This window comes from Dyadobacter chenhuakuii (assembly GCF_023821985.2).
GTDB lineage: Bacteria > Bacteroidota > Bacteroidia > Cytophagales > Spirosomataceae > Dyadobacter > Dyadobacter chenhuakuii.
Map to the genome: position 1 here is coordinate 2,182,668 of NZ_CP098805.1, position 26,072 is coordinate 2,208,739.

25 protein-coding genes are annotated in these 26,072 nt (G+C 46.1%); 14 read left to right on the forward strand and 11 right to left on the reverse strand.

Going from position 1 to position 26,072, the window contains the following annotated elements:
• Positions 1 to 317: 317 nt before the first annotated feature.
• Together NFI80_RS08940 and NFI80_RS25700 are read right to left on the reverse strand one after the other, a co-directional pair.
• A complete protein-coding gene (locus NFI80_RS08940; protein ID WP_252172120.1) occupies positions 318 to 617 on the reverse strand; it encodes a DUF6250 domain-containing protein in 300 nt (99 codons plus the stop codon).
• Positions 618 to 643: 26 nt separating this feature from the next.
• Positions 644 to 724 (reverse strand): DUF6250 domain-containing protein, encoded by an 81-nt coding sequence (locus NFI80_RS25700; RefSeq protein ID WP_252172121.1) that lies wholly within the window; start codon positions 722 to 724, stop codon positions 644 to 646.
• Positions 725 to 1,450: 726 nt separating this feature from the next.
• Between NFI80_RS25700 and NFI80_RS08950 the strand changes: the two genes are divergently transcribed.
• From NFI80_RS08950 to NFI80_RS08980, 7 genes are all read left to right on the forward strand, one after another.
• Positions 1,451 to 2,167 carry an SDR family NAD(P)-dependent oxidoreductase gene (locus NFI80_RS08950; RefSeq protein WP_235159184.1) on the forward strand — a complete coding sequence of 239 codons (717 nt, stop codon included), beginning with the start codon at positions 1,451 to 1,453 and terminating at the stop codon, positions 2,165 to 2,167.
• Between the two features lie 95 nt (positions 2,168 to 2,262).
• Positions 2,263 to 3,267 (forward strand): FAD-dependent oxidoreductase, encoded by a 1,005-nt coding sequence (locus NFI80_RS08955; RefSeq protein WP_235159185.1) that lies wholly within the window; start codon positions 2,263 to 2,265, stop codon positions 3,265 to 3,267.
• Between the two features lie 8 nt (positions 3,268 to 3,275).
• Positions 3,276 to 3,980, forward strand: a complete 705-nt coding sequence (locus tag NFI80_RS08960) for a MarR family winged helix-turn-helix transcriptional regulator (protein WP_235159186.1) — start codon at positions 3,276 to 3,278, stop codon at positions 3,978 to 3,980.
• Positions 3,981 to 4,157: 177 nt separating this feature from the next.
• The gene (locus NFI80_RS08965; RefSeq protein WP_235159187.1) at positions 4,158 to 5,090 is read left to right on the forward strand and encodes a fasciclin domain-containing protein; all 933 of its coding nucleotides are present in this window, start codon (positions 4,158 to 4,160) and stop codon (positions 5,088 to 5,090) included.
• A 79-nt stretch (positions 5,091 to 5,169) separates the two neighbouring features.
• The gene (locus tag NFI80_RS08970) at positions 5,170 to 6,225 is read left to right on the forward strand and encodes a sensor histidine kinase (RefSeq protein ID WP_235159188.1); all 1,056 of its coding nucleotides are present in this window, start codon (positions 5,170 to 5,172) and stop codon (positions 6,223 to 6,225) included.
• 28 nt (positions 6,226 to 6,253) lie between these two features.
• Positions 6,254 to 7,018: a LytR/AlgR family response regulator transcription factor gene (locus NFI80_RS08975; RefSeq protein WP_235163362.1), complete on the forward strand. Its 765-nt coding sequence runs from the start codon at positions 6,254 to 6,256 to the stop codon at positions 7,016 to 7,018.
• Positions 7,019 to 7,074: 56 nt separating this feature from the next.
• Complete coding sequence (locus tag NFI80_RS08980; RefSeq protein WP_235163361.1) at positions 7,075 to 7,383, forward strand: hypothetical protein; 309 nt, start codon at positions 7,075 to 7,077, stop codon at positions 7,381 to 7,383.
• A gap of 162 nt (positions 7,384 to 7,545) precedes the next feature.
• On the opposite strand, the gene NFI80_RS08985 is transcribed toward NFI80_RS08980, so the two are convergent.
• Positions 7,546 to 9,978, reverse strand: coding sequence for a TonB-dependent receptor (locus tag NFI80_RS08985; RefSeq protein ID WP_235163360.1), 2,433 nt, complete (start codon positions 9,976 to 9,978; stop codon positions 7,546 to 7,548).
• A gap of 221 nt (positions 9,979 to 10,199) precedes the next feature.
• On the opposite strand from NFI80_RS08985, the gene NFI80_RS08990 reads away from it, so the two are divergent.
• Positions 10,200 to 10,814 carry a Crp/Fnr family transcriptional regulator gene (locus NFI80_RS08990; RefSeq protein WP_235159192.1) on the forward strand — a complete coding sequence of 205 codons (615 nt, stop codon included), beginning with the start codon at positions 10,200 to 10,202 and terminating at the stop codon, positions 10,812 to 10,814.
• Positions 10,815 to 10,960: 146 nt separating this feature from the next.
• Here NFI80_RS08990 and NFI80_RS08995 read toward each other — a convergent pair whose 3' ends face one another.
• Genes NFI80_RS08995 through NFI80_RS09010 form a run of 4 tightly spaced genes read right to left on the reverse strand, consistent with a single transcriptional unit; the run spans position 10,961 to position 17,658 of the window.
• Positions 10,961 to 12,580, reverse strand: a complete 1,620-nt coding sequence (locus NFI80_RS08995) for a RagB/SusD family nutrient uptake outer membrane protein (protein WP_235163359.1) — start codon at positions 12,578 to 12,580, stop codon at positions 10,961 to 10,963.
• An 11-nt stretch (positions 12,581 to 12,591) separates the two neighbouring features.
• Positions 12,592 to 15,921 carry a SusC/RagA family TonB-linked outer membrane protein gene (locus tag NFI80_RS09000; protein ID WP_235163357.1) on the reverse strand — a complete coding sequence of 1,110 codons (3,330 nt, stop codon included), beginning with the start codon at positions 15,919 to 15,921 and terminating at the stop codon, positions 12,592 to 12,594.
• A gap of 35 nt (positions 15,922 to 15,956) precedes the next feature.
• Entirely contained in the window at positions 15,957 to 16,949 is a 993-nt protein-coding gene (locus NFI80_RS09005; RefSeq protein WP_235163355.1) for a FecR family protein, read from the reverse strand.
• A gap of 28 nt (positions 16,950 to 16,977) precedes the next feature.
• Positions 16,978 to 17,658, reverse strand: a complete 681-nt coding sequence (locus NFI80_RS09010; RefSeq protein WP_235163353.1) for an RNA polymerase sigma-70 factor — start codon at positions 17,656 to 17,658, stop codon at positions 16,978 to 16,980.
• 257 nt (positions 17,659 to 17,915) lie between these two features.
• Here NFI80_RS09010 and NFI80_RS09015 point away from each other — a divergent pair, with 257 nt between their 5' ends.
• Both NFI80_RS09015 and NFI80_RS09020 read left to right on the forward strand, forming a co-directional pair.
• Positions 17,916 to 18,743 (forward strand): helix-turn-helix domain-containing protein, encoded by an 828-nt coding sequence (locus tag NFI80_RS09015; protein WP_235163352.1) that lies wholly within the window; start codon positions 17,916 to 17,918, stop codon positions 18,741 to 18,743.
• 65 nt (positions 18,744 to 18,808) lie between these two features.
• Positions 18,809 to 19,720: a hypothetical protein gene (locus tag NFI80_RS09020; protein WP_235163351.1), complete on the forward strand. Its 912-nt coding sequence runs from the start codon at positions 18,809 to 18,811 to the stop codon at positions 19,718 to 19,720.
• Positions 19,721 to 19,735: 15 nt separating this feature from the next.
• Here NFI80_RS09020 and ygiD read toward each other — a convergent pair whose 3' ends face one another.
• From ygiD to NFI80_RS09035, 3 genes are all read right to left on the reverse strand, one after another.
• Positions 19,736 to 20,569, reverse strand: coding sequence for a 4,5-DOPA-extradiol-dioxygenase (ygiD, locus tag NFI80_RS09025; protein WP_235163348.1), 834 nt, complete (start codon positions 20,567 to 20,569; stop codon positions 19,736 to 19,738).
• 297 nt (positions 20,570 to 20,866) lie between these two features.
• Positions 20,867 to 21,262: a YidH family protein gene (locus tag NFI80_RS09030; RefSeq protein ID WP_235163345.1), complete on the reverse strand. Its 396-nt coding sequence runs from the start codon at positions 21,260 to 21,262 to the stop codon at positions 20,867 to 20,869.
• 254 nt (positions 21,263 to 21,516) lie between these two features.
• A complete protein-coding gene (locus NFI80_RS09035) occupies positions 21,517 to 21,789 on the reverse strand; it encodes a nuclear transport factor 2-like protein (protein ID WP_235163343.1) in 273 nt (90 codons plus the stop codon).
• A gap of 402 nt (positions 21,790 to 22,191) precedes the next feature.
• Here NFI80_RS09035 and NFI80_RS09040 point away from each other — a divergent pair, with 402 nt between their 5' ends.
• The 4 genes from NFI80_RS09040 (at position 22,192) to NFI80_RS09055 (ending at position 25,159) form a co-directional block, all read left to right on the forward strand.
• Positions 22,192 to 22,893, forward strand: a complete 702-nt coding sequence (locus NFI80_RS09040; RefSeq protein ID WP_235163341.1) for a M12 family metallopeptidase — start codon at positions 22,192 to 22,194, stop codon at positions 22,891 to 22,893.
• A 408-nt stretch (positions 22,894 to 23,301) separates the two neighbouring features.
• Positions 23,302 to 23,643 carry an NO-inducible flavohemoprotein gene (locus NFI80_RS09045; protein WP_256565293.1) on the forward strand — a complete coding sequence of 114 codons (342 nt, stop codon included), beginning with the start codon at positions 23,302 to 23,304 and terminating at the stop codon, positions 23,641 to 23,643.
• A 110-nt stretch (positions 23,644 to 23,753) separates the two neighbouring features.
• Positions 23,754 to 24,203 (forward strand): cupin domain-containing protein, encoded by a 450-nt coding sequence (locus NFI80_RS09050; protein WP_235163331.1) that lies wholly within the window; start codon positions 23,754 to 23,756, stop codon positions 24,201 to 24,203.
• A gap of 62 nt (positions 24,204 to 24,265) precedes the next feature.
• Positions 24,266 to 25,159 (forward strand): dihydrodipicolinate synthase family protein, encoded by an 894-nt coding sequence (locus NFI80_RS09055; protein WP_235163328.1) that lies wholly within the window; start codon positions 24,266 to 24,268, stop codon positions 25,157 to 25,159.
• Between the two features lie 171 nt (positions 25,160 to 25,330).
• On the opposite strand, the gene NFI80_RS09060 is transcribed toward NFI80_RS09055, so the two are convergent.
• Complete coding sequence (locus NFI80_RS09060; protein ID WP_235163326.1) at positions 25,331 to 26,062, reverse strand: hypothetical protein; 732 nt, start codon at positions 26,060 to 26,062, stop codon at positions 25,331 to 25,333.
• Positions 26,063 to 26,072 lie beyond the last annotated feature (10 nt).

Genomic DNA, 26,072 nt, shown 5'->3' on the forward strand with positions numbered 1-26,072 from the left:
TAGGCAAGAAACAGTAATTCTTGATTTTAAACGGTGCTATACGAAGTGCTTTGACAGCCACACCTTTGTATGATATCGATAGTTGGTCTGTAAACCCCAAATCTTCCTTAAATATTGATTCTGAAAATTGTACCTTGTAAACCTAGCTTCTTCTTACGCAACTAGACCAAGGCCAACAATAATCCAGAAACGGTAAGTATAAGAGAAACGCCGTGCTATCAGGGCTTGGCTAAAAGTCGCTGAAGAGTTGGAATTTAACTTTCCTACAAAAGCATTTTGTCTGCCAAGACAATCATTCGCTCCGTTCACCGGACAAATCACAGCATTTTCCAAACACGAAACTTGTCAATCGCGTGGCGGGACGCCGTGGATCGAAAGCCAAAATAGCCCTGCCTCAGCGGCGATTGATCATTCCAGTCAAAGATCACATTGCCATCGACTGAGAAAATGGTTCGTCCATCCTGAACTTCTATTGTAATGTGATATCTGTGGTTGGGTTTCAAAAGATGCTTTTCATCCGTAAATTCTTTCAAAAGCGGCTTCTGACCATTACCATGATATTTTCTAAAACCCGTGGGGGTGTTGAAATTGCCTCCAAAACCGACAGCGAGTCGTATTCTTCAAACTTGCCGCTGCGTGTAAATTAGTTTGCGTTTCGAGGGTCGGTCGCCATCCAGAACTGGTTCAGATCCGATAGCCGGTCATTCTTTCCCCCATCGACCAGAACCCTCCAGTCGTATCATTTAAACTTCTCACATTCTGTTTCGTGCCAGCTACACTTCCCGATGCTGAATTCCATTTTTCTGGCTCGCAATCCCTTTTTACTGCTTACTCAAATCTTGATCGATTCGTGGTGCAACGCATGTATATCGGCAACTTACCACCTAAGTAATTACTGCGTTTCTTCAGATAAAAGCAACGTGAATGTTTTATTAAGCATAACATACCTGTTTTATGTGAGTGAAATTCGGTTTGCAGCCTTTAAAAATCAAGATGTTTAAGTCGTGAACTAGTTGAAATACAGTTACTTACACTACTAACCCAGGAGCTACCTGAGAGCCCGGGTAAGATCGATATAACAAGCGTCATCTCAACCAGATCATTATCTCAGAAAGCAAGGTTTATTTGGTAAAAGAGGTAAAGAAATCAACAAATCGGAAGTCTTCAAGCCTTACAAATATCTGTGCGGAAAAATTGCGGAAGTTGTCAGCGAATATAACCCTGCATTATCAGTCTCCAAGATCGCTGAGCAGCACACGCATCGAAACGTTGAGTTATCATCAGTTTTTCTGCTATTATTTGTCCCATATAATACTTGATCTGAATAATTAGTACGATATAGTATTATATTTGAATAAGATTTTAATCCAATGTTATATCGTTCGCACCGCCGAACTATACCTCCAACCTTTCGGATCTAGAGATCGCTGAATATTTGAAATAAATGGCAATGAATTTAAATGGAAAAAATATCCTGGTTGTGGGCGGAAGCTCTGGGATCGGTTTGTCACTGGTGAAAATCTTACTAGAACACAGTGCATCGGTCTATGTGATTTCGCGGACGAAGCCCGCCGATCTCCCCGAAAGCATATCACACTTGCAAGCCGATGTAACAGGCGACCTTGAAGCAGTCAGCGGGTTTCTGCCGGACCAATTACATGGCTTGGTTTATTCGGTTGGCAGCATTAACCTGAAACCATTCAACCGCCTCACTTCCGACGATTTTCTAAATGATTACCACATTAATGTCCTGGGAGCTGCCCGGATTATTCAGCATGCAATGAAGCCATTGAAGAATGCGGCGGGAGCTTCTGTAGTTTTAATAAGTTCTGTCGCGGCCAATACCGGTCTGCCTTATCACGCAAGTATTTCGGCAGCCAAAGGTGCCGTTCAGGGTCTGGCCATATCGCTGGCTGCTGAACTGGCTGGTCAGAAGATCAGGGTTAATGTAGTGGCGCCGTCACTTACGGATACGCCCATGGCGCAAAACCTGCTGAGCTCGCCCGAAAAACGCGATGCATCTGCAAAAAGGCATCCGCTTGCAAAATATGGGCAACCGGAAGATATCAGTAAGTCCATTGCATTTTTGTTATCGGATGACAGCAGCTGGGTAACCGGCCAGATCATCGGTATTGACGGAGGCCTGGGCAAATTAAAAACAGCATAGTATGGGTGTAAATATAAAGAGCGGGCAAATTGCTGAACTGGAAAAGCAAAACCGGATATTGAGCCACATGAAATAAATGAGCCCAGCTAAGTGCTATGGAAGATAAACTTGATATCATCATCATCGGTGCGGGATTAGCAGGATTGACACTCCGGCAGCCCGGTGCATTGATCAGCACGCTGGCATCACCCGCAGGAACATTTGCCGACAAGGTTCGCATGCTTGGATTGAAGCTGAAACTGACCGGTAAAAGCATTGATGAAATTTTTACCGGCAGTGAAACGACCACCATGGCCTATCTGCATGACGCCGGATTCAGTCAGCGGATGATCGGGCAGTTTTTCAAACCGTTCATGACCGGGATTTTTCTGGAAGATAAACTGAGCACTTCGAGCCGGATGTTTGAATTTGTATTCAAAATGTTCAGCCAGGGCGATGCGGCTGTTCCCGCCAAGGGAATGGGCATGATTCCGTTACAGCTAGCCAGTTCACTGTCATCTAACGAGATCGCGTTTGGTCAAAAAGTGGTTTCCATTGATGCAAACAATGTCACAACGTCTGCAGGACAAGTTCATAGCGCAACAAGCATCCTCATCGCCACCGATCAGCTTGAAATCCCTGACCCGTTCAGGAAACTGCCCTACTCCTATCATTCGGTTACCAATATGTATTTCACTTCGACGGCCAAACCATATGACAAACCGTTGATTGCATTAAATGCAATGTCTGGCAAACTTGTCAATAATATAGCCGTCATGAACCGGATCGCGCCCGCTTATTCAAAAAATGGCGATGCCCTCATATCCCTATCGCTGATTGGAGACCATTCAAAAGCGGATAATGCGCAGCTTCAAGGGCAGGTTTTGCGTGAAATGCTGGCTTGGTTTCCAGAGGCCATGCAATGGAAGCACCTGAAAACTTATCATATCGGTTATGCGCTGCCTAACGATGACCAAGTTATTAATGTGCCTGGAAATGACGCGATCAGGCTAACAGAGCAATGCTTCATTTGTGGGGACCATCTGCTAAACGGTTCGATCAATGCGGCTATAAAAAGTGGGCGGTTAGCCGCAGAAGCAATCATATCCGGACAGAAATAAACGACTAAATGAAATCATACCAGCTTATTCATGAACTAATCTCACTGGTTGAACAGCTCGAACAGCAGAATCCGGAAAGGGAGGTTACCATGCAGGATTTTGCTGGATTTATGGTTCATACCGTTGGCAACTCTGCGCCGAACGTTACGTCTGCCGCTCGTCTTAGCCACGATGTCAGATTTGGTAAAAATGAGATAACCGCGCAGGAACAAGCATTCCAGCTTGATAATAACATCGGCCAATTGTTTGTATACATGAGCCGGTATGCGAAATCCTACATTAAAAAAGCCCTGGACGATACCGCGTTACTAACTGCTGAGGATTTTACAGCGTTGGCGATTCTACTCACGCATGACAACCTGTCCAAAACCGAGCTGATCCAATACAATTTGCAGGAAAAAACCTCGGGTACGGAAGTGATCAGACGGCTCCTGGCGGCAGGACTGATCAAGCAATGGGATGACGCAAAAGACAAAAGAAGCCGGCAAATCGCCATCACGGACCAGGGCAAACAACTGCTTTATACGGTGTTTGAAGACATGAATCACGTGGGCAAAATGATCTCGGGAAATCTTACCGTTTCCGAAAAACTGACACTTCGGTATTTGCTTCAAAAGTTAGAGGATTTTCATCAGCAGCATCATCAGCAAAAGACGATTTCCAATAAAGCGGACCTGAAACGGGTAACAGAAGCGCTTACTGACCAAAAATAAGCATAACCGTTCCCTCAATTCCGGCTGTCCATCCGTTGTAGCGGGCTGCTCATCCATTTTCAAAGGCCATTGACACCAGACGCAGAACGGATCCGGCAGAGCCCAAGGTTGTTAAAATGATTGTTAGTACAATTTTAAAACACCTTACCAATTCAGATTATGAAAACGTTCACAACAATGACAAGCCTAAAAACATGCCTGTTTGCAGCAATGTTGGCCTTTACACTTTCATCCTGCAACGACGATGACGACGACCAGACAGTAGATCCGGGTGCTGGCAACATTCCCGCCGTTGCATCCGCGGACCCTCAATTTTCAACACTTGTTGCGGCTTTAACTAAAGCTGAGCTCGTTGCCACCCTCCAAGGTGCTGGTCCTTTCACCGTTTTCGCACCAAACAATGCAGCCTTCACAGCAACAGGCATCACCAGCCTGGACCCGCTGACCAAAGATGCATTAACCCCGATCCTGACTTCACACGTGGTGAGCGGCACTGTGAAAGCGGCCGATGTGAAAAGTGGGACCGTAGAAACGGTTAATACCAACAACGATATTTATCTGTCCAAAAACGCGGATGGCGTATTCATCAACGGCAAGATTAAGGTGATCGCAACCGACGTTGCGGCTTCCAACGGTGTGATCCACGTGATCGATAATGTGATCGTGCCTCCTACCCGATCGCTGGTGGAGATTGCGCAGGCGGACACTAATTTTACCGAGTTGGTATCGCTTGTGCTGGCGGCTGATCCGGCGGTTGCCACGGCACTTACCTCAGCTGGAAACGGCCTGACCGTGTTTGCTCCTACCAATGCAGCATTCCGTGAATTGTATAAAACTACGCCGAAAGCCACATTGCTTGCACCTGCCAACCGCGCTTTGCTTACCAGTGTTCTGCTTTACCACGTAGTCCCTGGCCGTGTTTTCTCCACAGATCTCCCTAATGTTTCAGGGCCTGTTGCAACAGCTAATACAGGCGAATCTGTAACCTTCGACCTGGCTGGCGGAGCGAAAGTGGTGGGAACAACCAGCGGCGCATCCAACATTACAGCAGCTAACATCCTGGCAACCAATGGCGTTGTTCACGTGATTGACAAGGTTTTAATGCCCTAAACTAAAATGAACGCAGATTGGCAGACGATTGCATTCAATCGTTTGCCAATCTGTTTTATCTGACTAACTCGCCGCAGTCATGTTCCATATCAGGTATCGGTTCGGGTTTATGCTTTTGCTGGGGGTTTACTCCTTCCTGAACACATTGCTGCTCGAGACTTTTGACTATTATCACTTTGGTACAGACCAATTTGTGATTTTTCTGCTTTTTCTGGCAGTTACTGCCGGAATTTGGGAAGGAAACAGGATCTGGGACAATTGGCTCTCAACCAGGGACATTGAGCCATTTTGGAAACGGATTGGCTATCATCTTGCCGGAAGCGTCATCATCACAGCGCTGGTAACATTCCTGTTAGGTATTCCAACAGCCTATTACAGCCTATCTCCCGATTGGAGCCAATGGAAACTTCCTTTGAAGCTCCTGCTGATGTTCTGTTTCCGGGTGAACCTGTTTTTGAACACCATTCATGTGATTTTTTTATACATGAAAAAGCTCGAAGAAAGCCATAAGCAACTGGAAACTTACAAAAGAACCACCAGCCAGGCCCAGCTGCAATCGCTCCGAAATCAGGTTAACCCGCATTTTTTATTCAACAACCTGAGCGTTTTGACGGCGCTCATCGCACAGGACACAGCTGCTTCCGTGGAATTTGTAAGGCAGTTCTCGAATGTTTACCGCTATATTCTCAAAAGTGATGAAAAGGAATTGATCGAGCTGCGGGAAGAACTGAAATTTATAGACTCTTATTTATATCTGCTCAAAACCCGTTTCGAGGCCGGGCTGAGTATCAAGGTCGATATTTCCGAAGGCTGCCTGTCGGCATATATCCTGCCGGTATCCATTCAAATGCTCGTTGAAAATGCGGTAAAGCACAATATAATATCCAAAAGCAAACCATTGCGGATTGAGATATTTTGTCTTGATAATGAGTCGATTACCGTTAGGAACAACTTGCAGAAAAAGATAATAGAAGATGAGCGGTCGACCCGGCTGGGGCTGACTAACATTGCTAAAAGATATGATTTCCTGGGACATCACGGCGTGACTGTATCGCAAACGGACCAGTTTTTCAGCGTAACAATCCCGCTGATCCGACTCAATGCAGCGCATAATAGCCTGGCGTATTACGACTGATAATGATTAACATTCAGATTTACCTTCCATGAAAGTACTTATTTTAGAAGACGAAGCACTTTCGGCCAGAAGAGCTTCCCAGTTACTGACCGAATACGATGCGGACATTGAAGTGCAACACGTCCTGGATTCGATAGAAGAGGCCGCCATCTGGCTGAATCAAAACCCCGAGCCCGACCTGATGCTGCTGGATATACATTTATCCGACGGGCTCTGTTTTGGGCTGTTTGACAAAGTGACTGTGAAAAGCCCGGTTATTTTCACCACGGCTTACGATCAGTACGCATTGCAGGCATTCAAAATGAATAGCATCGATTATTTGCTCAAGCCACTGGACAAGGGCGACCTCACGCGGGCATTGGATAAATACCACCACTTAAAACACGACCGAAAAGGCGTTTCCACCCTGGATATAGAAAATCTCAGAAAGACTATCCAGGCACTGACCAAAAAATACAAGACACGGTTTTTGGTCCGGTATGGTGACACCATTCATTTCAAGAACATCGAAGAAGTTGCCTACTTCTACGCGGACGATAAGGTGGTGTTCATGGTAACGAACGAAGGAAAAAAATACCTGATGGACAATAATCTTGAAAGCCTGGAAGAAATGCTCGACCCCGCTTTGTTTTTCAGGATCAACCGGAAGGTCATAGCGCGGATCGAAGCCATTCAAAAAGTCAAATCATTGCTTAGCAGCCGGTTGCAAGTATTTTTAAAGCCGGTATTTAACCAGGATGTATTCGTGAGCAAATACAAAAGCCATGAATTTAAGAACTGGCTCGACAACTAGCGATTCCAATTTTTACCTACCCAACCTTCACATTGATCGGTGCAGACTTGTATGCCGTGCAAACGTTTGTACCTATCGTTCTAAGCGTCAGGGGTGATTTCACGAGCAAAGTCTCCAAGATTCCATTCTACTTTCTGGAAGGCGGTTATGGGTTTAATACAACTTCCAACGATGTGGATAGCGTCCGTTTTGGCGGAGGCGCTACCTGCTCGGCGGGTATCGGGATGAAAATACTTTTTAGCGGAAACACGGGCTTCACCATTGCTGCCGGTTACCGCTTTCAAAGATCTTCTGTTACCGAAGGAACGCGGGAAAAGCTTGAAGATTTCAACAGGCTGACACTGAGGGCAGGATTTTCATTTTGAATTTTTCAAGCCTTAAACCGTCTCAAATTTCATTTAAGTCATCTCAGATCAATAATCCGGCAAGCCTAGCGCTGAGCACAGCAAGAGCGAATTGCAACCGGCAGCACCTTTTAGGCTCGGGAAGCGAATGCCCACGAAAGCTCCCGCTTCCTTTGCGACTTGCTATAAATAGATCCGGTACATCAGGTTTGGGAAGATGCCAAACTGCGTGAAATAACCCACAGAACCAGATTTACTGTCATCGTAATATTCCGAAATCCGGCTCCTGCGATTGGTAATGTTGTCAATATTGAGAAAAAGCTCGCGGGTTGTTTTACGTTTATTGACCTTGTAACTGGCCGAAAAAGTGACCTGGTAAATGTCGTCAATCTTGTTTTCGTAAGCTTTGTCGTAATCCCAGATCGTACCACTTTCCGGTTCAGAAGTGACCTGTCCTGCACTGTTGCGCAGCAGCGGAATGTACTTTTTTCCCCCGCCGAAAAACACTTTTGCATTCAGCGAGATGGTCTTGTTATGCTTGCGGCCCAGGTTACTAAACTCCTTGCCAGCCAACACATTCACAAGGTAATTATCAGCATAGGCCGTGTTTCTTTCTTTGCCATCAAGCGGCGTGTATTTGGACTGGTACAAAGAGGAGTTGATAAGAAAATAGTAGTTCTTGTCAAAAAACCTTTCAATCGTCAGCTCAATTCCATAATTCCGGCCCTTTCCTTTGTTGACAAGCTCAACGTAGCGAAAGTCCTGGCCTTCATTAATGGTCGCATAAGAGCTGGTATCGGAGTTTTCTACGGGCAGATTGTACAAATGCTGGTAGTAACCTTCCGCTTTGATTCTGAGATTCTCCGTTAACCGGTATTCATAACCTGCCACAAAATGGTGCGCTTTGAGCAGGCCCAGATTCCGGTTAGGCTCTGTGTAGCTACCATTGGGTTGTTTTACTTTTGCAAAATAATTGTGTACCCGGTCCATGGTGCTATGCAGACCATATCCAGCATTGACTATCCCCCGGCTGCCCGCATTCCAGCGCATCGCCAGTCGTGGTTCGAGCGTGCTTTTTTTATTGTAAAGCACATTCATATTGTGGAGTCCTACTACAATGGTTACCGTGTTTCCGGCCCTGTATTTCCAGCTTACAAAGTTGCGAAGCGTAGCAATCCCCTCCTTAAAGTCAGACAGTACCTGAGGCGCGCCAGTACTATCATCCAGAAAGCTTTGCGCGTAAGAAAAGTTGTTATACGCAAACTTGGCCCCGGCCTCAATCCGGTTGCGCACATTCAACTTATTATTATAGGTGATTGACGCGCGATAGTTGGTATTGTTCAATCGGCTTTTGTAGTTGGGCCTTTTGTTTTCCAACGAGTCCCTAAGCCACTGGCCGGCGTCATCACGGATTTTGATGACATCGAATTGATCAATATCCTCATTGATGCCATTCCCTGAAAAGGAAAGCAGCGTCAATAATGATCCGTTTTTACTGATTTGCAAGCGATGCGAAAGGCCTGCATTTATCAGAAATGAACGTTTATCATAGTCTTTTCTGATTGTTTCCCGAGCCGACTGATTTCCCGGAATCGGGGCTGTTCCGGGATTGAAGTCGGCAAGATATACCTTACTTAACCCGCCCAGGCCAAACAAGGAGAATGAACCCGCTTTTTTGGTTGGTAAGGATAATTTGAATGCGCCATCCTGAAATGTCGGAGCGCCGCCCTCTATGTCCACCAATCCTATGTCACTTAAAAGACCAATGGTGGAATACCGGTAATTGGCCAAAAACGACCCCTGATAATCTTTTCGAAACGGGCCTTCCAAAGTCACATCGGCACCCAAAATCCCTAATCCAAGAATGGACTGAAATTGCTGATTATTCCCACTCCGAAGCTTCACGTCATACACACCCGAAAGCACATCACCATATTCCGCCGAAAATGCGCCTGTGTAAAAATCCGACGTAGCGAGCAGATTGTTGTTCAACGCGCTGACACCGCCGCCCACTGAATTCTGGTCGGCAAAATGGTTGGGGTTGGTAATCTCCACACCTTCGAGCCGCCATTGGACATATTTTGGCGAATTGCCCCGAACGATCACTTCATTGCTGCCCGTAGAATTGTTGGTAACCCCCGCAAAGTTCGACAGAATCATAGCCGGGTCATTGAAACCTCCGGCATATCGCTTTGTTTCATCGAGTGAAATAGACCTGCCGCTCAATAGCGCCATATCATTTTGCGCCTCACCTTTGTTTTCGGTTGCAGTTACGACCACTTCATTCAACTGGGTGGTTGCTTCCTGCATAACCAGATCCAAAACCACCTCCCGGCCCGCATCGACAACAATGTTAGAAACCTGACGCTGTTCGTACCCAACGAGGCGAAGTTCCAGCCTGGTACGGCCCAATGGAATTTGTTCTAACAAAAACCGGCCCGACTGGTCCGTTACTGTTCCTTTTACCGGCACTGATCCGGCAACGAAAACCGTCGCGCCGACTAATGGCTGCTTGCTGTCGGCGTCGGACAATGTCCCGCGGATGTTTTGAGTGAGGGTCTGAGCGCTCCCGGCCATGCCTAGTAGCGAGAAGAATGTTAAATACAGGTACTTCATGTTCCTTTGCTAATAGTTGATATTCCGCAAAGTTGAACCGAAGTCAACCGGCATCCATTGACTTTGGTTAAGAAATGAAGCGTGAACGTTGTACCATTTTAGCCCAGATGAAGTTTCAAGGCGGTAAGTGAAATACCGGTTTTTTTCGAATGCACTACAATCTTCGTATATTCAAGGATGGTATAAATTTAAGATCCGGCACAAATAAACAAAGGCTGAAAATGCACGACGTACTATTTGACTTTTTATCAAAATATGTTCCTTTGACAGAAGATGAAAAGAATATCATCATCTCTTTTAATACTTTTCGGACAGTCAAAAAGGGTACAGTTCTCCTAAGGGAAGGACAATACTCAAATGATATATACTTTGTATTGAAAGGTTGTATTCGGATTTATTACATCATTGACGGAGTAGAAAAAACGACTGCGTTTTATACAGAAATGGAAGGCTTGACACCGCCTTCCGTTCTCAATAAAGCACCTTCCCAATATTATGTATCTTGTATTGAAGACTCGATACTTAACGTTTCGACTCCTGAAATGGACGTCGAGGCATTTAGCAAATTCCCGAAATTTGAATCGCTTTGCAGAATTCTATCAGAAGAGCTTTTAGTTAAACAGCAAACCAAATTTGACGAGTTTAAGACCTCTTCTCCGGAACAACGATACCTGAACTTACTGCAATCGCGGCCAGACCTTATTCAGCGTGTGCCACAGCACCAATTAGCAAGTTATTTAGGTATAACACCTGAATCTTTAAGCAGGTTAAGAGCAAGGATCGCGGAAAAAGATAAGGCGCATATCAACGCTTCTCAGCCTGCTTCCGTGGTTTAAAATAACTTTTTCCAGCAATTGCTCCTCTATTCATTCAGAGATTCGGAGGGATCACACCAGATTGAACTGTTGCCCATCAGTGTGATCCGGTCAAATATTTGCCGTTTTTCCGCACTCAACCCTTCTGGTGCTTAAAGCATTTAAGTTTAATAATTAGGATTCTGCTGCATATTCGGGTTCGCGAGCAGTTCATTTTGCGGGATTGGCCAGAGGTAGTCGCGACTTGGATTATAGGACCGTTCTTCTACGCGCACTGGCACACCCGTTTCTGGATTAGTCGCGCCAAAAACCTGGCCGTTCATTACCTCATTCACGATCCCCCACCTGCGGATATCATAGTAGCGCTGTCCTTCAAAGGCCAGTTCCGCCTGCCGTTCGCGACGGATCAGCTCCCGAAGTTTCACCTGCGAATTGTACACTTTGATGTCAACATTCGGCATTTTTGACCTGTTTCGTACCAGATTGATGCTTTTCAATACTTCGGGGTTATTCCATTCACCCAGCTCGATCAGCGACTCCGCATAATTTAGCAACACTTCCGCATAGCGAATGATCATGAAGTCGAGCGTGCCTCCTCTGGGCTGTCGGTCGCGCGGATCCAGGTATTTTTTGATCCAATAGCCGGTTGCCGTAGACTTTTCCAATCCAATGCGGTCAGGGTTACTGGTTGATGCATTAAATGGATCGACGGTGTAAGTGTTATCAACGAACTTTTCACCCGAAAACAATACTGAGGCAAGCAGCCTGGGATCGCGGTTGTTCCGATGGTTTGGGTTTTTTCGGTAAGCTGCCAGAGAATCTGGCCCCAGCTCAAAAATCGTTTTTCCCTGCTTCGTTTCCCAGTTATCGACCACCGTGCTGGTAGGTGAAGTGTAAGTTTCTCCGCCAATCCCGAACGGTGCAAAACGCGTCCAGGCCACAGCGGCACCACTCGGACGGATCATAATGCGCTCGTTATTAAGCATTCCGGAATAGGTAAACAATTCTGCAAGATGATTAGCCCCGGCCGTTTTGCTGGTATACAACTCGTAAATACGCTTGTCGATCACCTTTTTAGAAGCATCGCGGGCCAGTGCAAAATCTTTTTTATAGAGTGCGAGCCGGGCGATCAGTGTCCAGCAGGCCGAACTGTTTACCCGCCAGAATTCGTCGTTGGTATAAGTATCGGGCAAGTTTTGCGCACATTCGGTGAGTTCGGAAATGATAAAATTATAGACCTCTTCTTCGGAATTTCGCCTTAGGTTATTCTCATTGGGCGTCAGCGACTTGGTTACAATGGGTATGCCGCCAAAAAATTGAAACAATTCCATATGATAGTAAGCGCGCAATGCACGGGCCTCATATTTCATGCGCGTTTTAAGCGCCTCGTCCATAAAGCATTTGTCTACATTTTCCAGGAAGCGGCTTGCCCGGCGCGTGCCTGAGAAGTCGGAACTCCAGAACCAAAGTGATGTACTCCAATTGCTGTTGTGCACGCCTCTGGTAAATTCCTCATAGGCACCAATATAATCTGCACGGTGCACCGCCTCATCGCTCAGACCGGAAATGATCATAATATTGCTGGTGTTTAATGGCATATCTCGGCCATTGGTGCCACCCGGCAGGGCATCGTATACAATTTTTAAAGCGTCGCGGGCGTGGGTTTCGGTTTCCCAGAATTTGTCGTCGGTGATCCCGGTCGGGTGATTTTGCGTTAAAAAGTCTTCACAGCCGGTAAAAACCGTCAGCATCAAAACAGTAAGTGTTATTTGAAATCGCTTTTTCATCGTTGCAGCCACTAAAATTTGACATTAATACCAACTGTGTACACTTTCATGATCCCGTAGGTCCACTGGTTTCCCAGACTTTCCGGATCCATTAATTTCATAGGAGTAAATACGAAAGGATTCTGCGCATTCACATAAAGCCTCACTCCCATGGCCCCCACTTTCCTTACTGCCTTTACCGGAAGATTATAACCCAGCTGGATGTACTTCACGCGGCAGTAAGCCCCGTTTTGGATCCAGAAATCGGACGAAAGTTTGTTGTTCGCTGGTGTATTCGAAAGCCTTGGAAACCGTGCATCCGTGCGCTCGGGAGTCCAGTAACGGTCTGCATAGTAAGTAGTTGGAACACCTCCGTCGGCTGTCTGATCCAGCGGATAAGCCAGCATTCCAGTCAATCGCTGGTCGCTTTTCCCGGTTCCCTGTAACAGCATTTCGATATCAAACTTTTTGTGCGCCAGGCGAATATTGGTAAAGTAGTTGACCATCGGGACAGGGTTACCGATTGCCTCCTGATCCTGTGCGTCGATCTGTCCGTTCCCATTCAGATCAAGGTAGCGGATATCCCCTGGCTTGGCCCCTACTACGGACGGAACCAATGGTGTACCACTTTCTGCAAAGTCACTTTGCTGTAACAGCCCGCCCGTGCGGTACCCATATACGCTGCCGATCGGCTGGCCCTCCTGGTTGATACTGGTACTTGTCAGATATGGCCCGTTTTGCAGTTCCAGAATCCGGTTCTGATTGTAAGAGAGCCCCGGCTTCACCGACAGGTTCCAGTTTTTGCCCAACTCCTTAAAATAATTGAGAGACAACTCCCATCCCCGGTTTCTTACCTTTCCGGCATTGATAGGCACATTACCCATTCCGCCCACATAGGAAACCTGTGGTTGCAGGATAATGTCTTTGGTTACTTTATCATAATAGTCAAATATCAGTTCAAAGCTGTTGTTGAATAGCCCGACGTCGATTCCGACATCGAAAAGCCCAACGGTTTCCCAGGTAATATCAGGGTTACCCCAAATGTTCTCATAACCGTTTGTGCCTTCTACCAATGTCTGGAACCGGTACAGTCCAATATTTTCGTTCCCCAGCAAACCATAGGAAGCGCGCAGTTTCAGGTTATTAATGCCGCGCACATTCTTCAAAAATTCCTCCTGGTGCATATTCCATCCTACCGCCGCAGAAGGAAAGAAACCCCACTGATGCCCCGGCCCGAATTTGGAAGAACCGTCCATTCGCGCGGTTGCTTCCAGCAAATATTTGTCCTTAAATGAATAGTTTAGTTTGGTATAACCCGACACCATCGTATTCACATCCCAGTAACCCGAATTATTTTTTTCTGTTGAAAAACCACCAAATGCATAAAGACGGTGATCGTTTTTAGTGAAAGTGTAATCTGCATTGGCAGCCATGTACATATAGGTCCCGCGCGCAAAACTTGCACCCCGCTGCACCCCCCAGCTTTGCACCAACTGGTTTGTTCCGTAATCAAAGAAATTGTACGCGTCCGCTACCGTCCGGTCCTGGTCGCTGTTCAATCGAAAGCTGAACTGCCCTTTCAGGTTAAAGTCTGGAAAAATCTCCCATTTAGGCTGGATATTAATCAATGCCTGCCCGCTTTCGAAATCCCGGTAACCACCTTTCTCGGCGTACGCAAGTGGGTTCACAATATCCGCGTACCTGCCGTACATGGTGCGCCCGTTCTTTTCGGGGTATTTGGGTAAAATAGTCGGGGGCACACGGTACACGTCTTCCAGCATCCGGTTACCCTGGTTGGCATCCGGACGGGTATTGTTCCGTGTGTTTCTTTTTATGGCTAACAGATCGACGTCGAAAACAAAGCTTTTATTTACCGTAATGGACGTATTCGCACGAATGTTGAAACGGTCCATTTTGCTAAGCGGGATCATTCCATCCTGGTAGAGATAGTTGGCTGTTACCGCAAACCTGGCTAGGTTATTGCCCCCGTCAAGTGAAATGGAGTGGCTGGTGATCGGCGAGTTTTCCCGTACGATCAGGTTCACCCAATCCGTATTCGGGTACATGATCGGATCCGAGCCTTCTGCTGTTTTCTGAATGACCTCATCCGTGTAAAAAGGCTGGTTCCCCGAGTTGACACGCGCTTCATTGTACATGCGCATATACTGCGGCGCATCGACGAGTTTTTGCAAATAGGTAGGCGATTGCGAACCGACATAACCATCGTAAGTCACCGAAATTTTGCCTGGTGTACCTCGCCTTGTCGTGACCAGGATCACACCATTGGCCGCCCTGGCACCATACATGGCTGACGCAGCCGCATCTTTCAAAACCGTTACACTTTCCACAGTTACAGGATCAATGTGGTTCATGTCCATTGGAATCCCATCAACCAGAATAAGCGGATTGGAATTGCCCAGCGTACTGATACCCCGAATTTTGATCGCCGCCGCGTCGCCGCCAGGCATGCCTGAGTTTTGCTGCACCTGTAAGCCGGTAACCCCGCCTTGCAGCGATTGCGACAAGGTTGTGATCGGCTTTCCGCTGATCTGCGAAGCGACATTCATGGTTGTGATTGAACCCGCAATGTGTTTTTTCTTCTGTTCCGTCTGTCCCACAACCACCGCTTCATCCAGGCTCGCAATTTCTTCCTGTAATGCGATGATCAGGTTTGAATTTGCTGATTTGGCAACATACTCCATGCTTTTGTGACCGACCATCGAGAACACCAGAACCGCGTCACGTGGCACATCGAGTGCGAAATATCCGTTTTCGTCCGTCGACGCGCCTTCGTTCGTTCCTTTGATGGCGATCGTTACGCCGGGCAGCTCGCGGGGCGGTTCGTGCGTATCGAACACTTTTCCCTTGATCGTGATCTCATTGGGTGCAACACGGGTCGTTTTCGATATCTCTTTTTCTGCCTCTGATGCCGAGGGGATCGCAGGCAATTCCTGTTTGTATCCTTCCGGCTGCCCGGGAGCGAGCGCCTCAGGCTTCATAAACTCGCGCGTCCTTTTCTGGTCCAGTAATACATACGTGCCCTTTTTTACTTTCCTGAACTGAATTCCCGTAGATCCCAGCAAGGTTTTCAGGTTGTTTTCAAATGAGGCGCCGGACCGTATCGAATTGCCCGGTACGAGTATTTCGGGAAGGATCTTTTCTTCAAATAAAAGGTCAACCTGATACTTTGCTTTAAGCAAAAGCAACATTTCTTTGAGCTTCATCGCGCGCTGAGTCTCTGCTTGCTGCGGAAATTGCTGACTTTTCAGCTTTGCCAGCAGCTGGCCGGATACGAGCGTGGGTAAAGCACTGATTGCAAGCAATAGGAATAGCCGTCGGACTGATAATAGTCGTTTCTGCATAATCAGTTGATTGGGTTAGGAAGTAAAGAAAAAAGTTAAGGGATAGGATTAATCAGGAATTGCTTTTTGGTTTTGACGATCTCGAAACCGTACATGACCGACATATTGGTCAATAATTCTTCGGCACTCTCTGCGGGAAAAGAACCGGTTGCAGTTCTGAGGGCGAGGCCTTTATCAGGGATATGGACCTCCACACCGAAAACTTCCCGGATCTTGCGGGCCACGGCGCTCAACGGGGTATTATCGAACACAAAACGATGTTCTTTCCACGCCATTTCGGCAGCAAGCTCTTTTTCAGACAACATTTCAACTTTTATTTCACCGCTTTTCACGATCGTCGCGCGCTCTCCCGGCTGCATGGTTCGCGGCTTCTCGGCAGCGGCGGAAGACAATCTTACTTTTCCTTTGTTCAATACCACATTGGTAAGCTGCTCACGGGCATGCACGGTGAACTCCGTTCCAAGCACGGTTATGAGGGAATTGTCCATCGTATGAACCTGAAAAAGCTGGTGATCAGGTAAGTGCTTAATGGCAAACTCCGCTTCACCTTCCAGAAATACATTCCGGTCCGAAACACCAAATGTCCAGCGCGGAACACGCAGAACTGCGTTTGCATTGAGGGTAACCCGGCTTCCGTCGGAGAGGGTTATTTCTTTCATTTTGCCTAAATCGGTACTGTAGCGCTGGTAGCGGATCTGATCCCTGTTGATAAAACCCGCAAACGTGATCAAAGCAAGGAATACTGCCGCAGCAAGGTAACGATATCCAGTAAACGTTTTTTTATCCTCAAAAGCAGCAGGAATAGAATGTACTTTTTGTGGCTCCTGCATATATTGATCAAAACGCGCCAGCGGCTCCTCCATTCGTGGATCGTAGACCGGGAAAGTCATCTCCCACTCGGCCAGCCAGGCATAAAACAGATCCTGGTTGGCTGCTGTCTGCAGCCACTCTTCGATCAGCTTTTTTTGAAGCACCGAAGTGCGGCCAGCGAAATGTTCAAATAGTAAAGGTTTGCTTATCAATGACATAATCGGCTTTAATAGCTTATTTGAGATTTTAACAGAATGAAACAATAAAGAGCACGACCGACTCTACCCAATAATGCCGCAGCCCGTGCCGGATCACATTCAGCGCTCTCGATATATGCGCTTCAACAGTTCGGGTAGACAAATTGAGTTCCGTGGCGATTTCCTTGCCAGCTTTGCCTTCAAATCGGTTCATCACAAAAACCTTCTGACATTGCGACGGAAGTCCCTGAACAAGCGTGTTCACCTGCTGGTAAAGCTCCTCGTACTGCATCATTTTTTCGGGTAAATGGGAGGCAAGGGGATCGTTTTCGATGATGGCATCGAGCGACAATGTCTTGTTCTGTTCCTTTTGTAAGTAATTGAAACAACGGTTCCTTACCGACCGGAATAGGTAGGCGCCGTAAGATGTATTGATCGTGCAGTGAATCTGGTTGTCCCAGAAGTTACAGAAAATGTCGGCGACTATATCTTCTGCAATGTCTTTGGAATACACAAACCGCACTGCATGGCTGCACATTGGCTTGTAGTAGCGCTTAAAAAGCAGCTCACAGCCTTTTTGAACGTCCGTTTCAAATGTTTTACGGATAAAGAACTCAGTATCCGCCAAACCATCCAGTCCTGCTTCCGGCATAGCTTCCTCTCCTGCTGCCTTCAAAGCGCGCTCGTCTCCCGCGTTATCAGAAGACTCAAGACTGATGATTCCGATCATATGTAACCCTGTTTTACTTTCCAAGGTATGACAGATCACCGGTTAAAATTACCTAGTCGTTTTAAAAAGAATTTTGTGATATCCACTCCAGAGCTCAGAATCGCCATTATTAGTCTATGCTCACATTACTGTACGCTCAGGTCTAACTTTATTTTCCCATTTATAGAAACGATGCAAATACATCTAAGACAATGTGTTATACCTGTTTTTTGTACCTTGGGAATACAACGATAATTATTGCTAGACCTGCACGTTAAATGGAAGTAAAAACACACTTACTGCACCCGGCTCTCCATGAATATGTACTTAACATATTGACGGTAGATTTGACGCTGATGGATGGAATTAGTGAGGTGGTGACACCCTTTCCGCCTTCGCCTTTTCAATCATTAATGTTTTATTGCAATGATCCTGTATCGATGGGCCGTCCCGGGTCAGCGAATTTTGAAGTGCAGCCACTTGTCTTGCTTACCGGGCCCCAGCTTTCCCGGGTAAATGTGAAAGTGCATAAACGTCTCAGGTCGGTACGCGTTGACTTTCTGCCGGGCGCCATGTACCGCATCTTGAACGTTCCCATGCACGAGTTGGCTGACGGCGGCTATGATGCACTGGACTTTTTTGATGCCGAAATGCAAAGCGTCAACGAACGCTTACAAAATATAGGCACCATAGAGGAAGGTAAAAATATAGTCGAAGAATTTCTTTTAAAAAGGGTAGTCGGTCTCAGAAAGGCGTTGCCCTTTGATGCTGCCATTCGCGCGCTCTTGGCAACCAATGGTGCCATGTCTATTGAGAAGACGGCGTCACTTTCCTGTCTGAGCTTAAAACAATTTGAAAGGATCTGTAAAGAAAGAATAGGCATGAACCCGAAATTCTATGCCCGCATTTTAAAATTCTCCAAAGCATACAGGCTTCGGGAAGATTTCCCCCAAATCAGCTGGTTACAAATAGCGCACGAAGCAGGATACTTTGATCAAATGCACATGATCAGGGACTTCAAGATTTTTGCGGGGGTAAATCCTTCTGTTATAGAGCAAGAACTGCGTTCAACCCCGCTGCGTATGCAAAAGGACATGCGTTACTGAGAAAATGTCGATTTTGTACTAGGCACAGGGTCAGCTTGTAAGATAGTTTTGTGATAAAAAAAATCATGAAAACATCTTATCTGGCATTATTTATCATGTGCTTTCTTCTCATTTGCAATCAATTAAATGCGCAGTCTTCCGAAGGATTGACACATTTAAAGGGATTTAAAACAGATACTTATTACAGTAGCGGGTCAGAAGCAAAGGCCAGGCGCATGGCCCAGCAACTCGACAATGTGCAAGCATTCTACACCGAGCTGTTACAGTTTACGCCAACAGTAACCCTGCTGATACTCTCTCCGGGAGATTGGAAAAATTTCACCAAATTCCCTTTTTACGGTATGCCCCATTATACCAGCAATAAAACGCTGATAGTTGCTGCCGAAAACAATGATCACTGGAAAAGCATGGTTCCAGCAACTGACAAAATTCCGGCCGCATATGCCGGGCCCGTTAAAGAAGCCTATTCAGATAAGAGCGGCGGGCTGAATATGGAGCCATTCTTTGACTTGCTGGCTATCCATGAACTCGGTCATGCCTACCATAACCAGGGCGGTTTGGTCATGCAGCGCAGGTGGATGGGCGAGTTATTTCCAAACATTTTGCTTCATACTTACATTGCTGAAAAGGAGCCTGAGCTTTTGAATGCGCTGACTACATTTCCTAAAATGGCCGTTGCAACTACTGACAGGTCCACATTGAAGTATACCACATTGCAAGAGCTGGAAAAAAATTATAATCAGATAGGGCCAAATTACCCCCAAAACTATGGTTGGTACCAGTGCCGCTGGCATATTGCCGCCGGCGAAATATATGACGCAAGCAACACTGATGGCCTTAAAAACTTATGGAACACATTGAAGACCCAAAGAGAGATTTTGGGTGATCCTGAACTGGCTGAGCTACTAAGTAGAAAGGCACATAAAAGCATTGCAGATGTCCAGTTGAATTGGGATAAAGCAGATTCCAGGCCATAGCTGATAGGAATACGACTACCCAATTTTAACAGACGTCATTGTCAGTGAACCGCCAACAGCCTGATCGTTGAAAAAGGAAACAGGTTCCTTTCCCGCCTTTAAGCCCAATGTATACATCAGAGGAAGGTAATGCTCCGGTGTTGGTATGGCCAGTGCGGCCTCCCTTCCCAACTGACTGTAATTGATCAGTGGCTTGTGGTCATTTTCCTGGATCAGGGTTTTAAATTGCTCATTGATTTGCAACGCCCAGTCGTATCCATAACCCTGCACGCTAAGCTTGTCCCAGGCTACCATTCTCAGATTGTGCACCATATTTCCGCTGCCAATGATCAGCACTCCTTTTTTTCGCAGCGCCATTAGTTCCCTTGCCAGATCGTAATGGTATTGAGGCCCTTTGGTATAATCAATGCTCAGTTGAAGCACGGGAATTTCGGCCTCCGGATACATATGTCTTACCACCGTCCAGGTGCCATGGTCAAGTCCCCAGTCATGATTAAGCTCCACTTTTGCGGAACGAATGAGCCCGGCAGCTTCTTTGGCTAATGCTGGATTGCCCGGTGCAGGATATTGCACGGCAAAAAGTGCCGGCGAAAATCCACCAAAATCATGGATTGTTTCCGGAAAATCCATCGCTGTGATCTTAGTGCCATTGGTAAACCAGTGCGCCGATACCACCAGCACGGCAGCTGGCGTAGGGATTTCCTTGGCCATTTGTGTCCACCTTCTGCTAAACGCAGTGTCTTCAATGCCGTTCATCGGTGAGCCGTGGCCTATAAACAGGACCGGCATTGGTCGCTGCTGGTCTGGAAGCTCATTTGTAAAATGTTTGAATGCTGTTAATGTTGTCATACTAATTGCGCCTGTTACGGCATTTTTTCTGAATAGCTTACGCCTAGCTTGCCTGCTACAACAGGGTCGGAACGAGCAGTATTAACAAGCTCACTTGTGTCATTTCGATACACAAAATTACATCAATGAGCCTTCACGGGACGATGAGTCTGATCAAGAAATTCCATTGATTTTAGTCAAGATAAGCCCAGCTCATACTCTTCTGATTCGCTCAGTTGTACCTTCTCGTTGAATTTGCTAAGAAACACCTTATACATAAGCTATCCGATTTGGACAAACAATCATCTACATCACAGCTCAAAGGGAGCTTTCCAAAAGATAAGCAATCAATAAAATACTGATTAGGAAAATGACTCCGGTTAGAAGAGTGGTCAATAAAGTCGTGGGTTTATAATGCCCGCTTTTAAGCTGTTCTTCCGTCTTTCTGTACTGTAAAAAAGCGAATAGGATAGCCAGTGTGCCCATGGCGACAAGAATAATGCCGATCATGGATGAATATCGATGCGAGGGTGTGGAGACTTGCGTTTGCAGTACAAAGCCGATCTGTTTTACAAACAATGAAAATTTAACAACTACGAAGCCAAAGGCCATAATCCCAATTCCAGTCCTAACCCAGGCCAAATAAGTCCTTTCATTGGCCAGATGATCATTAGGCTTGAATGGGGATAGGTTATTGTTTTCTTCTAAGCTCATGTAACTGATGCTTGGTTAATAGCAAATATGCTGATTAGACACTAGTAAAGTCCGTACTACATTCAAATATAATCAGATACTTAGTAAATGAGTTTGCCTCTCATTTTACTGGGTAAACATTTAATAGAACTGAATTGCTATGATATAGGCTTTACCACTGGCAATTGAAGGGAAAAGAAATCCAAGACCAGACAAAATACTGCAATGCGATTAGGGTCGGCGTTGGTGAAGCTCCTGCCCTAACCCTGCCTTGACTAGCTCAATGCGAGGACCAGCCCGAAGCTGTCTTCCAGAAGGCGATATTTGACTATTTTACCTTTTGAAATAGTAATTTCCGTAAAGAAAAGTGATTTGAAAATCTTGTCTGTTTTGAGCATTCTCGTTTCAAAATACCCCGAGGTGATTACCGTATCACCATCGTCAGCGAAAGCTTGATCGAGAAGTTTGAATTCAAAGAGCCTGTCAATGGATTCGTCGTAGACAATGAAAATGATAATGGTTTTTATCCTACTTAGGAATTTCTCCATTTACACTAAGCAGGGTTCAATCAAGACTTTAAAAACGTTGACATAGGTCAACTGTATTACACTGAAATTGCCTTACTCATTTCTCTCGATTCTACAAGGCCCGTAAGGAATAACCTAATGAATTTCGACTGTGACTTTTAAGCTTCCTACTGTTTTTACCTCACGGCTAGGAACATAAATTATGGTCATATTTTCAGTATAGATATCTCCACTTTCAGTATACGATTTTTCCCCTACCAAGATCGCATAGGCAGCTATTTTTCACCACTTTTTCTTAACCTCAGTTTCCCTTCCCCGATTATTTGCCGCCATTCGTCGATTATCCGCTTCTCTACCTGGCTGGTTGCCTTACTTTCGAAATGCAAAATAGCACGAGTTGTCCAAACCAAAACAATGTTCCTTATGAAGACCATTCTATTTGCCAGCAGGTCATGTATCGTTATTGCTATGCTCATTTTCAGCTCCTGTTCAGAGCTTAGGGAAGAAGAAGTTTTGAGTACAGCACCCAAAACCGGGCCCGAGAAATATATTCCCGAACTTGCCTACCCAGGCATAACTGGTATAGAAAAGAAAGGTAAATTGTTTGGAGAAGAGATTACCTATCATCAGATCAACGGAGAGGCGGTATTTGAAGGAGACATCATTTTGTCAAAAGAACAGCTCAATGAGGAAGCTGGTTTACGGAACCAAGCCGCCGGCGTTCCATCCAAAGCGCGGCGCTGGACGAATGGAATCGTTCCTTATACCATTGACAAATCACTTACAAACGCATCTGATATTTATAAGGCGATGATCCATATCGAGTATTACACGCCCATTCGGTTTGTTCAACGCTCTAATCAAAATAACTATGTGACGTTCAAAAACAGCCATGGATTTTCTTCTTCTATCGGCATGAGCGGTGGGCAACAATTCGTTAATCTTGGTCTTGCATTCAATTATGGGAGCGTGCTGCATGAGATCTGTCACACGTTAGGCCTATTTCATGAGCATAATCGCGACGACCGTGACCAAACAATTACTGTTCATTACGGATATCCCGGGTGTCGCCTGACACAGGGGTTGCTACACAGATCAAAGCCGTCACTGAGGCAAAGGAGCTAGTGGCCTCCAACGGATTTTTGTATTACATTAAAACCACCGCCAGGAATACTACCGGCATTTACAAAGTCAATCCATCCACTGGCCTTACTTCCCTTTTCTCACCATCCATAGGTGCATATCCGAGGATGATGTCCTCCGAGGGAAGTTTGTACGTTACTTACTTAAGTGGATTCTACAAAATAGACGCAAATGGAAACCATGTGGAGATTTCTTCCTTATGGCCAATCTCTAATCATATGGCAGCACTGAATCCTTAGAATTATAAGATGGTAAAACACTTCAGAGCCGCTGCTGAAATTATTGGCGGCTTTGCATCTTTCCGCGTTGTCGACAACCCCAAAAATAGTAACGTGTTGTCATTGAGTACCATAAATTATCTAACCTTGCAGCCCTTAATATAATTATCTGATTTCTGCCGGAAACAAAAGACCGGTTACCTGGATTCATGGATGCCGGGGTTACCGGGTGCATGCTTTTAAAGATCATGTGCGTGAACTTGGCGAAAAGCATGGCGCAATGTCGGTTCACACTTTTTATGACAAGATTGAACAGCAAATTGAAGATGGCTATTATGAAGGTTTTGTAGATCTCAGTAAGGTGCAGCAAGCCATGCAACCCGATGCCCAATATTACATCTGCGGACCGGGCGCTTTTATCAAGAAACATTTTGACTATCTGAGTGCGCAGGGTGTTGCGCGCGAGGCTATCCATTTTGAGGAATTTGGTCCAGCCACATTGGCTGTGGGATAATGGAAAAGAAGCTGGCCCAGGCATTTATCTTGATTCTGTACCACTGCTGCCATCCATGGCTGCGATACTTTTGAAATGCAATAATGCATGAAACGCAAAAGTTTTCAATCATGGATACGTTCAGTTCAAAAGATTTTCATCAGACATTTGCACGGCCACAGTTTCAAAAACCGGCCTATCTGATCCATAAGAATGTGGAAAACGCCGGAGAGCACAACCAGTTCTCAACAGAGCGCAAGCATCCTGTTTTCTTCGTGGATCTGCCCAGCAAAAATGTGAGCATGACCATCGGCGGCTTGTTACCAGGCCAGCTGACCAACAGGCACCGGCATACTTACGAAACGGTGCTATATGTTCTGGAAGGCAAAGGATTTACGGAAATCGAGGGTGAAAAAGTGGAATGGGAGAAGGGAGATGCCCTTTACATTCCTTCCTGGGCATGGCACAGACATCAAAACCTGAGTGATGCACTGCCGGCAAAATACATTGCCTGCGAAAACGCGCCCCAGCTTCAAAATCTGGGCGTTGCACTTCGCGAAGAAGAAGGAAGAGATCTTTAAAACCATTCAAATGAAGTCTTCATGCCGGAGACTTCATTTCACTTTTTTAACCATTGATAAAAATGAAAAATGTTCCATTCAAGGGGATCATCGCATACCCTATTACGCCATTTGACGAAAATGAAAGCGTAGATCTGCCCCTGTTCAAGACACTGGTTGAACGCCTCGTTGCATCCGGTTCGCACGGCATAGCGCCACTGGGAAGCACTGGCGTGCTGCCATACCTTACAGATCAGGAAAAAGAGGCCATTACCGAGGCAACGATCCAGCAAGTGGCCGGCCGCGTGCCGACTTTGGTCGGTGTGTCCAACCTTACCACCGAGCGGACGATTCATCATGCCAAGTTTGCCGAAAAAGCAGGCGCAACTGCGGTCATGATCATTCCAATGAGTTACTGGAAACTGACCGATGATGAGATCGTCAACCATTATGATGCCGTCGCGTCCAAAATCTCTATTCCCATCATGGCATACAACAACCCGGCAACGGGCGGCGTCGATATGTCGCCTACCCTTTTGAAACGGTTGCTGGAAATTCCCAATGTAACCATGATCAAAGAAAGCACGGGTGATGTGCAGCGCATGCATTTGCTAAAAAGAGAACTGGGCGATGATGTGGCATTTTACAATGGCTCCAACCCGCTGGCGCTCGCCGCTTTTGCCGCAGGCGCCGAAGGATGGTGCACCGCCGCACCCAACCTGATCCCCGAACTCAACCTGAGTCTATACGACGCAATTCAAAACAATGATCTGGCATCAGCTCAAATTCTTTTTCTCGAACAACTCAATCTGCTCAGGTTCATTGTAGCCAAAGGCTTGCCCCGGGCAATTCAAGCAGGGCTCACAATTCTTGGAGAAAACGCAGGACATTTGCGAGCGCCGTTGCAACCGCTTACCGAAACTGAAATCACAGAACTCGGGCATATTCTGGAAACCACGAAAGTGGCTTTTGACTGAAATGTTCAAACAAAAAGATCATCCCTGTTTCAAATAGGGATGATCTTTCTTTGCTATACGATCTACATTTCCGAAAGCGGCTTCATTTCATAGCCTTCGTAATCACGGACAACGTCCATTGATAAGCCAATGCATCAACGATCTTTCCATCAATTTCAGCCATAGCCCAAGTTATTTTACCTTGTAAGGCAAGGTCAGTTTGCCAGAAAGCACGCTATAAACATTAACAACACCCAGCATCGGCTTATCCATGGACATGCCATCTGCCGGAGCGGACACCTGCATATAGCAACTGACGGCATCGTAATTGAAATCCACCTTATTATTGACCCTGTATGTAGGCACTGAAACGCGGATTGCGCTTTGCTGGGTAACGACCTGATAACCTGGCGAATCCATATACATAGGCATGTCGGGGGCTGTTGTAGGCTTTGTGATTTTATCTGCCTTTTTATATTCCTTTACCGAGAGTCCGCCTTTTACACGCTCGTCTTTTACAAGCACCACCCAATGCGGATGCCAAACAATTCCGTCATTATCAAACTTGCCGTCGGCATTCTCATCCCAAAGCGGGCTATCGTCAAAATCAGGATGCGAAGTAAGGGCAAGGGCCACAATGCCTTCGGTTGGATTAAAACCAATATCTTCCGGCCTCAATGTTGTAGGAAAAACGTATCCTAAGACAGGAGCCATATCCATTTTTCCCACGGCAGCGGGAACAGTCTTTCCGGCCGTTCCTTCCACGATAATCTCAAATTCGAGTGATCCGTATTTTTTGTTAAGGATTACCTGCGCTGATTTGATCTTAAAATCCTTTGAGTCTTCGTATTTTTTGCAATGTGCGCATGCCATGGCGGCCGTGAAGGACAGGATGGCAGCGAGCGTGAATATTGTCGTTTTCATGTTTTGATTA